The sequence below is a fragment of the Paracandidimonas lactea genome (genome assembly GCF_021653995.1).
Classification (GTDB): Bacteria; Pseudomonadota; Gammaproteobacteria; order Burkholderiales; family Burkholderiaceae_B; genus Allopusillimonas; species Allopusillimonas lactea.
On the sequence record NZ_JAJJOZ010000003.1, the window covers coordinates 163,234 to 175,870 of the forward strand.

Consider the following 12,637-nt stretch of genomic DNA (forward strand, 5'->3'; position numbering starts at 1 on the left):
AAAACCACGGGTCAAGACGGTATGGGGCATGCGCTACAGCAACTGGCTGCGTTCATTGTTCATTTCCCGCGCCACGCTGTTTCGGCGGAGGCGCGGGCGATTGCACGAGAAAGCCTGATCGATACGATTGCGGTATCGATTGCGGGGTGCCGCGAGCCAGCAGTAAAGCTGGCGGCCGCGTACGTGTCGTCCGCACGCAGTCAGGAGCAGGGCGGCGTTCTCGGCTGGGCTGATGGCGCGTATTATCAACCTGAAGCGGCCGCGCTCTTCAATGCCGTCAGTGCGCATGCACTTGATTACGACGATGTGACCCAGGCTTGGCGAGGGCACCCGGGCGCGGTTATGTGGCCGGCACTCTATGCGATGGCGTCCGGGCAGGCGCCCGATCTTCCATCCGGGCGTTTGCTCGTGGACGTACTGGATGCATACGTGCTCGGCTTTGAGCTTGGTGCGCAGATAGGTGGCTGTTTAAAACCGGGGCATTATCTCGCTGGTTGGCACGCAACTTGTACCGTAGGCGTCATCGCTGCAGCGGCTGCATGTGCGCGTATTGCAAATCTTGATGTTACCCAGACGCGCCATGCGCTCGGCTTGGCCATCGCGCAAGCGTCGGGTGTGCAATCCAATTTCGGCACGTCGACAAAACCATTCCAGGTTGGGTTTGCGGCATCTTCCGCAGTGCGTGCAGTACGGCTGGCAGCCTTGGGGGTAGAGGCGTCCAGCGATGCATTGACGGGGCGCGCGGGGTTCTGTGCGCTTTATAGCGGTACGTTGCCGCTTCAGCTGTCGTTACCCACTGAAGAAAACGGAGCCTTCGCGGTTCTGAGCCCAGGGGTCGATACCAAGCACTATCCATCATGCTATGCCACACATCGGGCGATTGAGGCAGCGTTGGCACTGCGCATGCCTGTTGCAGTAAACGGGTCGGATATTGTCGGTATTTGTGTGGAAGGCAGTCCCGGATCACACACGCCCCTGCGCGCGGGGGCGCCGGAGAATGCGGACCAGGCAAGGTTCAGCGCGGCGTTCTGCGTTGCCAGTGCGCTGGTCGATGGTTCGATCCGTTTGCAAAGCTTTACCGGTGCGTCGATTGCGCGGGAGGCAATCCAGCGATTGATGGCGCGAACCCTTGTGAGCGAGACGCCGAACCTCGGTCCGGATCGCAGCGCGCGGGTTTCAATCAGCCTGGCTGATGGCACGCGATTTTCAGAAACGATCACGGCACTGCCCGGAAGGGGGCTGGGTTCGGCGTACTTTGCGCGGTTGAGATCCAAAGTCGACGGCTGTTTGGAACACGCAGGGCTGGGCGAGTATAGCGCGCGCTTATGGGATGAGATCGTGAACACGTCACTGGATTGCCCCGTATCTGCAATCGGCCTGGCGATGTTTCAGCATCAGCACTCTGTGTCCGGCGTTGTGGAATCGAAATAATCACTTAGGAGATGTAATGCAGTCAAAGAACACCCCAACAGAGCCGGGCACACGCCGATTGCACGGTGAGTACTGGTCGCCGTCGAAGGCCGGGCAAGCTGTGTTGACGGCGAAGCAATGTACAAGTTGCGGCGCCGGCTATTTGCCGGCGATCGCGACATGCGTACAGTGCAGCGGAACGACATTTCGCGATCTGCCGTTATCGCATCAAGGGGCGTTGTACACCTACACCATTGTGCATGGCAGCGGCGGCGTTTGGCCAAAGGTCTATGCGATTGGCTATGTCGATTACCCGGAAGGCGTACGGGTATGCGGCCATATCAGCGAAACGGAGTCGGGCGCGCTGCAAATCGGCATGCCCATGAGCGCTCACGAGACGACGCTTTACAAGGATAAGGAAGGTGTGGACGTGAAGTGTTTTCGTTTTGAGCCCGCGCAGGAGGAGAAGTGAGTATGCGACAGGTTTATGTCATCGGCGCGGGAATGGTTCCGTTCGGTAAGTACCCCGATACACCGCTGTCAGAGCTGGCCGCCAGGGCCATCAACGCAGCCCTGGCTGATGCCGGTATGAGCGGGGATGAAGTCACCGCCGCGTATGTCGGCAGCCAATGGGGCGGCAGCATGGTTGGTCAGCGTGCGCTCAAGCACACGGGCATGCTTGGTATTCCAATCATCAATGTGGAAAACGCATGCTCCAGTGGCTCCACGGCGCTGCATCTGGCAAAGGCTGCCGTTGCCACAGGCATGCACGATGCGATACTGGTGGTCGGGGCCGATAAGCTGAGCACCATCGCAGGGCCTTTGCCGCGCCACCCAGAGGACTTCGACGGGACGCTTGGCATGAGCCCGCCTGCCGCCTATGCCTCGCGCGCGCGCAGGTATATGCACGAGTTCGACGCGCTGCCTGAGGATCTTGCGCAGGTATGTGTAAAGAATCGGCGGCACGCGCGCGAGAACCGGATGGCGTTATTCCAGGCTGAGGTGTCGATAGAAGAAGTACTCGCATCGCGCCCCGTCGCGGATCCTTTGACGCTGCTGCAATGTTGCGCAAGAGCCGATGGTGCGGCGGCCGTGATTGTCGCGAATGAGGATTGGGCGGGAAAATCCCAAAACGCGCCGGCGCGCATTCTTGCATCGCAGCTTTGTTCCGGCCGCTATCGTGGCGACTTTCGTGACATGACCAGCCCCGAGATAAGTGTGCGCTGCGCGGAAAAGGCGTATGCCGAAGCTGGCCTGACAGCCGGCGATATCCATTTGGCCGAGGTTCATGATGCATTCAGCATTGCTGAGATGCTTTATTACGAAGCATTGGGTTTCTGTGATCGCGGGGCAGCCAAATTCCTGATTCGTGAAGGGGCAACAGCCATCGGCGGCACGCTGCCGGTCAACCCGAGTGGCGGCCTGATGGCAAAGGGGCACCCCCCGGGCGCTACTGGCGTGGCCCAAGTGGTCGAAGCGGTCGAGCAGCTGCGCGGACATGCCGGTGCGAGGCAGGTGAAAGGCGCCAAGAACGCACTCACGCACTGCACCGGAGGGGGCGTATCCGGGCTGGACCATGGCGCCTGCACTATCCATATTTTGTCGGTGGCTTGAAAAAAATGCGGCCAGCTTGAAAGGAGGGGCGGGCCGCGACCTCAACCCGTTGGTGTGAGCCATCAGGAATCTACTTACATAATCAATCAAGAGAGAAGACGATGAACCACGATGAATACAAGAAAACCGCGGCAGGCAGCACTGCGCACCCTTCCAGGCGTTGGGTCACACGCGCTGTTGCCCTGTTGGCGGCTGCATCGGCCCTGTTTCTCGGTGGCAAAGCAATGGCTGCCTACCCTGAGCGCCCCATACGTATGCTGGTCGCTTATGCGCCGGGCGGCTCCACAGATGTACTGGCTCGCATGTTTGCCCAAGAGCTGAGTACCAAACTGGGGCAGTCTGTTGTGGTAGAAAACAAGGCGGGAGGCGGCACGCTGATCGGCACCCAGCAGGTTATTCGTGCGAATTCTGATGGCTACACATTGTTGTTTGGTTCCCCCGCCACCGTCATTACACCGCTGCTTTACGCCAACCCGCCCTATGATGTGCTGGAAGATCTGAGCCCGGTCAGTATGGCAACGGTGCAATCCATGGGTGTGCTGGCCTCTTCCGCAAAGGGTTTCAGTTCAGTCGCCGATCTCATTTCCTATGCCAAAGCAAATCCAGGCGCGGTGAACTTTGCGTCGTCGGGAAACGGCTCCGCACAGCATCTTTCCGCCGAGGCGCTTAGTGAGGCGACTGGAATCAAAATGACGCACATCCCTTACAAGGGGGCAGGGGTGGCGATTACCGACTTGCTGGCGGGGCGTGTGGATCTGATGATCACATCTCTGGTAGACAGCATGATGGAGAACGTGAAGAACGGCACTATAAAACTGCTTGCCACGACTGGCCCCGCTCGCGCGGCGGCAATGCCCAATGTGCCTACCGTGGCCGAAAGCGGTGTACCGGGCTTCAGCGTGACAACATTTACCGCGATTTATGGCCCCAAGGGAATGCCGCAAGAGGCGGCTGATACGATAGGCGCAGCCATGAAAGAGATCCAGGCCGAGGGCAAGATTCAGAAGCTGATCGAAACACAAGCCATGGACGTACGCGCCTCTTCCACCGCGCAAATGGCGGAGTTCATGGCCAAGGAAAAAGCCTTCTACAGCGGCATTATCGTGCGCACCAAGGCCTCCCGCGATTGATGCTCATGGGTGCTGCGCCATTGATTGGCGCGGCATTTTAGCCAACGCCTCTTCCGCCGTGCGGCGCCAGCTTTGTTATCCATGCAACCGGGGGAAAATCCCGATTCGGCGTCGGGCTTAATGCAAATTAAGGCGCCAAAGAATAAAACTGTTTCGGTGCAGCGGCCTTCCGTGCTTGCTTAGACAAAACGGAAGAACCCTCGCGCGCCTTTCGATGCCGCGTATGCCCCGCGTAATGCCTTGAAAATAATGATCAATGTAATCTTATCCCGCATATGGGCGAGGCGGCGCGGGCTGATTCTTTTCTCTCGTGCCCTTCGCGCCAAGACGAAGAAGATCATCGCCGGATGTTTTACGCCTGACATGGCGCTGCCGACATATCCCGCATTCAGCGTGGTGGATTAACAGCCGGCGCCCGTCTCGGCTCCTAGACTATGACTGCCGTCCACATCCTGAGGGAGGCAGTTATGGCGCAACGCATCATCGATGGGGTGTTGTCAGCCCTGGCGGCTCTGGTCAGCGTTTTGCTGTCCTGGCCTTTCTGGCGGGATTTCCAGTATTGGCCCGAATCCCGCACCATGTGGTGGTTGTACTTCGCGGCGGGCTATGTCCTGGCGGTCTATGTGTTCTATGTGTTCCTGGGCAGCCTGCGTACTTTGTTCCTGCATGACGAACAGGTGCGGCCCTCCGCTGCCAGGCGCGACAGCCGCGTTCGGGAGGAACGGCCATGAGTTGCCTGAACGGAACCGACTGCCGCGAACCGGCCCAGCGTCGGCTTGCCCTGGCTGTGCTGGCATTGATGCTGGCTATTTTCCTGTTGCTGTCTTTCTGGTCATTCCTGCCTTCGCGCAAGCAGATCATCCCCGACACGATCCAGTACAGCGGCATCGACGCCGTGGAAGGCAAGCGAGTATTCCAGGCCTATAACTGTATGGGCTGTCACACCATCGTTGGCAATGGCGCCTACCTCGGGCCCGACTTGACACGCATTCACGCCGACGCCGGTGCCGCATGGTTGGCGGCCTTCCTACCTTCAGCGGGCGGCTGGCCGACGTCGGCCGCCATACAGGTGCAACTGCAGAATCCGGCGATCAAGGAAGACGCGGGTACCGCCGACCTGCAGGCATACCGCCAGCGCTATCCCGGTGCGGCCGAACGCCTGGACCGGCGCGGCGGCCAGCACACCTTGATGCCGAACCTGCCACTGAACGCCCATGAGGTATCGGCCTTGATCGCGTTCCTGAAATACACCTCGGCGATGAACACCGAGGGCTGGCCGCCCAAGCCGCGTGAAGCCCGGCGGATGCCGAGCCAGATGCGGCAGGCTGGCGTTGTGGAAACGGCGTCTGTCCAGACGGCGGCTGTCGCATCCGCTACCGTGCAGGCACAGGGGCTCGATCCCGTGGCACACGGCAGAAAACTGGCCGCCGATCTGGGTTGCACGGCCTGTCATGCCACCGACCAGAAGCGCGTGGTGGGCCCCGGTTGGGGCGGCTTATCCGGTCGGGAGGTGCACCTGGCCGATGGCACCACTGTCAAGGCGGATGATGATTACCTGATCCGAGCGATCCGCCAGCCCGACGCCCAGGTTGTCACGGGCTACCCGCCGCACGTCATGCCGTCCTATGACGCGCTGGTCGGCGAGGCCGACATAAAGGCCCTGGTGGCCTATCTGCGCAGCCTGTGAAAAGGAAGCCATCATGATCAAGATCGACTATCAAACGCAGCGCCTGAGCCTGCGCTTCTTTGTACTGATGCTGGTTCTCTTCGGATTCCAAGTCGCGCTCGGCCTGGTGGTTGCTGTGCAGCACATGGATCCGACGCTGCTCTCGGGCGTCGCCAACTTCAACGTCCTGCGCGCCGAGCACACCAACCTTGGGATTCTCTGGATTCTGTCGGGTTTCATCGGCACCATCCTGTTTGTCGGCCCTCTGCTGTCGCACCGTGAACTGGCCGCCCCTTGGCTGATCCGCTTTCTGTTCTGGGCACTGGTGGCTGTTACGCTGTGGAACGCTGGCACGCAATTCCTGGCGACGCGAGGCATCGCGGGCTGGTGGCTGGGGCAGCCCTGGCTGCAGGAAGGGCTGGAGTATTTGGAAGCCGGGCGGGCCGCTGATGTGATCATCTTTATCGGTTTCGCCATTCTGGCCTGGGTGGTGCTGCGCACCTTCCCGCCGCGCCGCGAGTGGAATGAGATCCACTGGGGGCTGGCGATAGGCGTCTGCGCGCTGACTTTCGTCTGGCTGTTCGGCGTGTTCTTCATCGAACGCCTGGACCTACAAGAGTATTTTCGCTGGTACGTGGTGCACTATTGGGTCGAGGGCGTGTGGGAAGTCATCCATATCAGCCTGGTCGGCTTCCTGCTGGTGCTGATGTTCAAGGCCGACATCAAGACGGTGGGCTATGCCGTGTTCTGGGGTGTCGCGTTGGTCTGGCTCTCGGGCCTGATTGGCAACGCGCATCATTATTTCTGGATCGGCACGCCGGAGTTCTGGCAATTCTGGGGATCACTATTCAGCGCCCTGGAGCCGTTGCCTCTGGTGTTCTGCTTCTGGCACATCTATCTGGATGCGCATCAGGATCGCCGTCCCCTGGAAAATGCCCCCGCGTTCTACTTTATCCTGGGCTCAGTGGTGCTTGAGCAAGTCGGCGCTGGCATCCTGGGTTTCACCATGACTTTCGCCCTGACCAATGTCTGGTCGCACGGCACCTGGGTCACCCCTGCGCATGCTCACCTGGCGCTGTTCGGCACCTTCGGCATGCTGGGTATTGCGGCCGCTTACTATGCGATCCCGCTGTTGCGTGGCCTCAACAGCTTTGATCAGCGGTTGGGCCGCATCGCCTTCTGGCTTGTGTTTGCCGGCATGCTCGGCATCGCTTTCGCCTTCGCCATCGGCGGCACCATTCAGGTCTTCCTGTATCGATCCATGGGGCTGAGCTGGTTCGGCGGCGAGGTGTTTCCCGCGATGCAGTTCTACAAAGTGTTGGTACCGTTGTTCGGCTTGATCTTCCTGGCTGGTGCAGGCCTGCTGATCTACGACCTGCTGACCCTGGGGCTGCGCAGCCGCAATGCAACAGGACAGCGCACGGATGCCACGAGGGCGGAACCGCGCGGCTGGGGCCGCCTGCTGCAGGGCACGGAAGCAGGCCTATGGCTGACAAGCATGTGGATTTTCGGCGCCTTCATTACACTGGGCCTGCTCAGCTTCAACCTGGATACGGTCGCCCTCGGCGATCCTACTATTCCCTACGTGCTGGCCGGTATGGGCTATCCCGGCCTGTTGCTGGCCACGCTGCTCTTCGTCTGGCGTTTCCTGGCCTCGCTCGAAGCCCGGCCCGCTATCGAACCAAGCCCTGCAAGCCTGGCCAGCCAGCAGGCGGCCGGCCAGGCAGTTGGAATGTGAGGCGGCTTTAGGCCATGCCGCCGATCGCGGACCGGAAGCGGCGTAACGACAGATAAAACATGATGGAGCCGATGAGCAACAGCGCCAGGAGCGAGGGCCAGACGACGCCGAACCCCGCGCCCCGGTACAGGATCGCCTGCCCCAGTTCGACGAAATGCGTGGTGGGCGCGGCCAGCATCAGATCCTGAGCGAGCCAGGGCATGCTTTCGCGGGGCGTCGTCCCGCCAGAAAGCATCTGCATGGGAAGCAAGAGCAGGATCATCAGCATGCCGAACTGCGGCATGTTGCGCGCGAGCGTGGCCAGGTAGATGCCCATGGCGGTCATGGCGAACAGATGCAGGGTTGCGCCGGCGAAGAACAGCGGCAGGGATCCTTCGATCGGCACATGCAGCAGACCCCGCACGATGCCATTGAGCGACAGCGCGGCGGCGGCCAGCACGACCAGACTCATGGACCAGACCTTGGAAAGCATGATCTGGGTCGGCGTTACAGGCATCACCAGCAGATGCTCGATGGTGCCGTGCTCGCGCTCGCGAATCAGGGCCGCGCCAGTGAGGATTAGCGACAGCATGGTGATTTGGTTGATGATCTCCATGAGGCCGCAGAACCAGGACTTTTCCAGACCAGGGTTGAAGCGCGCCCGCAGGACCAGATTGACGGGCGGGCTGACGGCCTGGCCGCGCCCGCGAAGGAAATTCGTGATCTCGCCCCGGATGATTTGCTGGATGTTGCCGTTTCCGGTAAAGGCCTGGCTCATGCGGGTCGCGTCGACATTGATCTGGATCTCCGCGTCCCGCCCTGCCAGCACGTCGCGCTGAAAATTGGGCGGGATGTTCAGCACGAAGGAATACCGGCCGATGTCCATGCCTGGATCGACCTGTTTGTGGCTGATCATGGCAGGCGGCATGAACTGCGGCGGGTAAAAGGCGTTTGTGATCTGCTGAGACAGGGGGGAGACATCTTCATCCACGATGGCGATCGGGACGTGGTGCAGAGTTTCGGGGATGGCCGTGGCGGCGGTGTAGACCGACACGGTGAAGGAAAATGCGATCAGCACCAGCATGACCGGATCGCGCCACAGGCTCCAGAGTTCTTTTACGCCCAGATGCCAGATGGTTCCGAGGGATCTGATTTTCATGTCAACGGTCCTGCTTGCGAAGCAGCGCGATCGCGCCACCCAGGATCACCGGGATCGACAGTGCCAGCGGCCAGATGGATGGCCAGAGTTCCTGGAATCCCAACGCCTTGTTGAAGACGCCGCGGCTGATGGTGAACATGTAGGCGGCCGGGTAGGTCTGGCCAATGAGTCGGCCTGGCCCCTCCAGAGAGCTGATCGGATCCAGCAGCCCCGAAAACTGGACTGCCGGGATCAGGGTTGCGATCATGGTGAAGAACATGGCGGCGATCTGGCTGCGCGTCATGGCGGATGCCAACAGGCCCAAGCCGGTCGATGCGATGCAGAACACCACAGCCGCCAGTGCCAGCGTGGGCAGGTTGCCTTTGATCGGGACCCCGAACACCGTCACCGCCAACAGGCACATGGCGACGAAGTTCACCAGGGCCAGCCCGATGTAGGGGATCTGCTTGCCCAGCAGGAATTCAGCGCGGGATACCGGTGTGACATACAGGTTGATGATCGAGCCGATTTCCTTTTCCCGGACCACGGCCAAGGCCGTGAGCATGGCAGGCAGCATGATCAGCATCAGTGGGATCACCACCGGTACCATGGCTGGCAGGCTGCGCACGTCCGGGTTGTAGCGGAAGCGGGTTTCCAGGCTGACTGGCTGGGCGATTGACATGCCCAGGCGCTCGCGGGCCTGTTGTAGCAGCCACAGCTGGTGCATGCCTTCGACGTAGCCTTTGATGGTTTCGGCACGTTGCGGCATGGCGCCGTCGATCCAGGCGCTGATGTCGGCGGTGCGCCCATGCAGCAGGTCGGCGCCAAAGCCGGGCGGAATTTCGATGGCCAACGACAGTTCGCCGCTGCGCATGCGGCGGTCCATGTCCGCGTCGTTGAGGATTGGGGCGTGCTCCACGAAATAGCGCGAACCAGAAAGGTTCAGTGCATAGTCTCGGCTGATCGTGCTGTTGTCGCGGTCCAGGATGGCGAAGCGCAGGTTTTCCACGTCCATGCTGATGCCAAAACCAATGACGAACATCAGCACCAAAGATCCCAGCAGGGCCAGCGTGCCGCGCACGGGATCGCGGCGCAATTCCATGGACTCGCGTCGCATGGTGCTCAGCAGTCGGGCCAGGCTGAAGGAGGGGATGTGGGGCATGCTGCCGGCGGTGTGCGCTGTTGGCGCAGCGGAGTGTTGGCTGTTGATGGCAGACGGGGCGTCGGTGGCCTTAGGTGTTGTGCCGACGGGTGTGGCCGCGGGGGCCTTCTGCGTATCGGCCCCGGGCGTTTCGGGCGCAGCGCCTCCCGGGTGTTGCGCCGCTTCGCCGCTGGCCTCTAGCAGATAGCCGATGAAAGCCTCTTCCAGCGTCCTGGCGCCGCGCTTGCGCACGAGTTCGGCGGGCCGGTCGCTGTCGAGTACGCGCCCCGCGTGCATCATGGACATGCGGTCGCAGCGCTCGGCCTCGTTCATGAAATGGGTGGAAATGAAGATCGTTACGTGGTCGCGGCGTGAGAGGGTGATCAGCAGCCGCCAGAAATCATCGCGGGCGATCGGGTCCACACCGGACGTCGGTTCGTCCAGAATCAGCAATTCGGGCTCGTGCACCATGGCCACGGCCAGCGACAGGCGCTGGCGGATGCCAAGCGGCAGGCTGTCGGGCAGCATGTCCAGCGCTTCGCCCAAGCCGAAGCGCTCCACCATCGCCTGGACCCGATCGGGGATGCGTTCGGACGGAACGTGGAACAGACGGGCATGCAGGATCAAGTTCTGGCGCACCGTCAGCTCGCTGTACAGCGAGAACGACTGGGACATGTAGCCGACCCGGCGGCGCACGTCCAAGTCGTTGGGATCGATCTCATGGCCGAACAGCCAGGCGCGGCCCTCGCTGGCGGGCAGCAGCCCCGTCAGCATCTTCATGGTGGTGGACTTGCCGCAGCCATTCGAGCCCAGGAAGCCGAAGATCTCGCCGCGCCGAATGCGGAAGCTGACATGATCGACGGCGACGAAATCGCCGAACCGCATGGTCAGGCCCTCGGCCTCGATGGCGATGTCATTCTCGCCACCCCCGGGCAGCGGCGGGATTTCCACCGGGGCGTAGCCTTCGCGCCGGGACTGCGGCAGCAGGTGGATGAAGGCCGATTCCAGGGTTTTCTGGCCGGTGGAAGCCAGCAGCTCAGCGGGCGTGCCGGTGGCCAGGACATGGCCCTGGTCCATGGCGACCAGCCAGTCGAAGCGCTGTGCTTCGTCCATATAGGCCGTAGCCACGATAACGCTCATGCCAGGTTGACCGTCGCGGATGCGGGCGATCAAATCCCAGAACTGGGCGCGGGCCAGCGGATCCACCCCTGTCGTCGGTTCATCCAGGATCAGGAAGTCTGGGTCGTGGATTAACGCGCAGCACAGGCTGAGCTTCTGCTTCATGCCGCCTGACAGCTTGCCCGCGGGGCGCGACAAGAACGGCTGCAGGCCGGTGCTGCGCGTCAGGTCGTCGATGCGCCGGCGCCGTTCGGCGGCGTCGTGGCCGAACAATTGGGCAAAGAACTGCAGGTTTTCCTCTACCGACAAGGTGGGATACAGGTTTTTGCCCAGACCCTGCGGCATGTAGGCGATGCGCGGGCAAGCGCGGTTGCGGTGGGCACGCTGCGCCATATCGCCGTCCAGCACGTCCACCCGCCCCTGCTGGATGACCCGCGCGCCAGCCAGGATCGAGAGCAGTGTGGACTTGCCCACCCCGTCCGGGCCGATCAGCCCCACCATCTGGCCAGCAGGGATCCGCAGATCGATCCCGTCCAACGCCCGGGTCTTGCCGTAGTGGTGGCTTAGTCCGTGGACCTGGGCCGCGAAAGCAGACAATGTCATGGGTACTTACTCGGGCTACTTGACGTTGGGCAGGCGAATAGCCAAGGATTCGGGCCAGGGTTGAGTGGGATCCGTGCGCACCCAAGCCACGCCAGGAAGGCCGGTCTTGACCTGCTCCAGGTTCTTCAACAGCAGATCGACCGGCAGGCGGGCTTTGATGCGGAACATCAGCTTCTGGCGTTCGCTCGCGGTTTCCACGGTTTTCGGGGTGAACTGCGCCTGGCTGGCCACGAAAGACACTTCGGCTGGGATCACGTATTGAGGAGCGGCATCCAGGATAATGCGGACCTCGCTGCCCATCGCCAGGCGTCCAGCGGCGGCTTCGGGCATGAAGAAGGTCATGGAGACGTCGGCCAGGTCCAGCATGTTCAACACCCGGCCGCCGGCTGCCAGAACCTCGCCTGGCTGGGCCACGCGCAGCTGGATGCGGCCGTCGCGCGGGGCTTTCAGGCTGCTGTCCTTCAGATCGGCCTCGATGCGGGCCGCAGTTGCCGCCGCTGCCGCCACGGCGGATTCGGCGCCAACGAGATCGGCCTTGGCTGCTGCTACGCCTGCCTGTGCGGAGATCACCAGAGCTTTGGCTGCCGCCAAGCCAGCCTCGGCGCTGTGTTGCCGGGCTCGGTCGTCATCCAGTTCCTGCTGCGACGAGGCGCCTCGTTGCGCGAGGGACTGCGAGCGCTTCAGGCGCTGCCGGGCGGCGAACAGATCGCTTTCGCGCTGCTTGACGACCGCCTGTTGTGCCGCGACGTCGCTTTCCCGCAGGGCGACTTGTGCCTGGCCAGCGACAACGGCATGCTCGGCCTGGCGCTGGCGGGCCTGCGCCTCGTCAAGCTGCGCCTGCAGGGAATCCGCGTTCATGACGGCCAGAACTTGCCCGGCCTTGACGAAGTCGCCCTCGTTGACCAAGATCTGGTCGACCCGGCCGGGTAGCTTAGTGGCGATGTCGATTTCCGTTGCTTCGATGCGGCCGTTGCCGTGCATGAAGCCGGCGCCCGGTCCGCTGTCCTGAGTGCCGCGCCAGATACCGTAGGCGCTGGCTGCCACAGCAATGACAAGGATCAGCGGGAGCTTTTTCTTGATATGTTCGGTCAGGTTCATG

10 protein-coding genes are annotated in these 12,637 nt (G+C 61.9%); 7 read left to right on the forward strand and 3 right to left on the reverse strand.

Going from position 1 to position 12,637, the window contains the following annotated elements; translation table 11 throughout:
* Positions 1–21 precede the first annotated feature (21 nt).
* The 7 genes from LOL23_RS07625 to LOL23_RS07655 all read left to right on the forward strand — a co-directional run bounded on the left by LOL23_RS07625 (position 22) and on the right by LOL23_RS07655 (position 7,558).
* Positions 22–1,431, forward strand: a complete 1,410-nt coding sequence (locus tag LOL23_RS07625) for an MmgE/PrpD family protein (RefSeq protein ID WP_237173414.1) — start codon at positions 22–24, stop codon at positions 1,429–1,431.
* Between the two features lie 16 nt (positions 1,432–1,447).
* The gene (locus tag LOL23_RS07630; RefSeq protein WP_160980124.1) at positions 1,448–1,882 is read left to right on the forward strand and encodes a Zn-ribbon domain-containing OB-fold protein; all 435 of its coding nucleotides are present in this window, start codon (positions 1,448–1,450) and stop codon (positions 1,880–1,882) included.
* A 2-nt stretch (positions 1,883–1,884) separates the two neighbouring features.
* On the forward strand, positions 1,885–3,024 hold the full coding sequence (locus LOL23_RS07635; RefSeq protein ID WP_237173415.1) for a thiolase family protein: 1,140 nt from the start codon (positions 1,885–1,887) through the stop codon (positions 3,022–3,024).
* 101 nt (positions 3,025–3,125) lie between these two features.
* The gene (locus tag LOL23_RS07640) at positions 3,126–4,154 is read left to right on the forward strand and encodes a Bug family tripartite tricarboxylate transporter substrate binding protein (protein ID WP_237173416.1); all 1,029 of its coding nucleotides are present in this window, start codon (positions 3,126–3,128) and stop codon (positions 4,152–4,154) included.
* Positions 4,155–4,621: 467 nt separating this feature from the next.
* On the forward strand, positions 4,622–4,885 hold the full coding sequence (locus LOL23_RS07645) for a hypothetical protein (protein WP_160980619.1): 264 nt from the start codon (positions 4,622–4,624) through the stop codon (positions 4,883–4,885).
* On the forward strand, positions 4,882–5,841 hold the full coding sequence (locus LOL23_RS07650; protein WP_160980130.1) for a cytochrome c: 960 nt from the start codon (positions 4,882–4,884) through the stop codon (positions 5,839–5,841). Before LOL23_RS07645 ends, LOL23_RS07650 begins: the two co-directional genes overlap by 4 nt.
* A gap of 13 nt (positions 5,842–5,854) precedes the next feature.
* The gene (locus LOL23_RS07655; protein WP_237173417.1) at positions 5,855–7,558 is read left to right on the forward strand and encodes a cbb3-type cytochrome c oxidase subunit I; all 1,704 of its coding nucleotides are present in this window, start codon (positions 5,855–5,857) and stop codon (positions 7,556–7,558) included.
* Between the two features lie 7 nt (positions 7,559–7,565).
* On the opposite strand, the gene LOL23_RS07660 is transcribed toward LOL23_RS07655, so the two are convergent.
* From LOL23_RS07660 to LOL23_RS07670, 3 genes are read right to left on the reverse strand one after another with little or no spacing between them, the layout of a single operon-like run.
* A complete protein-coding gene (locus LOL23_RS07660; RefSeq protein ID WP_237173493.1) occupies positions 7,566–8,696 on the reverse strand; it encodes an ABC transporter permease in 1,131 nt (376 codons plus the stop codon).
* A 1-nt stretch (position 8,697) separates the two neighbouring features.
* Positions 8,698–11,538, reverse strand: a complete 2,841-nt coding sequence (rbbA, locus tag LOL23_RS07665; protein WP_237173418.1) for a ribosome-associated ATPase/putative transporter RbbA — start codon at positions 11,536–11,538, stop codon at positions 8,698–8,700.
* Positions 11,539–11,553: 15 nt separating this feature from the next.
* The gene (locus LOL23_RS07670; RefSeq protein WP_160980134.1) at positions 11,554–12,636 is read right to left on the reverse strand and encodes an HlyD family secretion protein; all 1,083 of its coding nucleotides are present in this window, start codon (positions 12,634–12,636) and stop codon (positions 11,554–11,556) included.
* Between the last annotated feature and the right edge of the window lies 1 nt (position 12,637).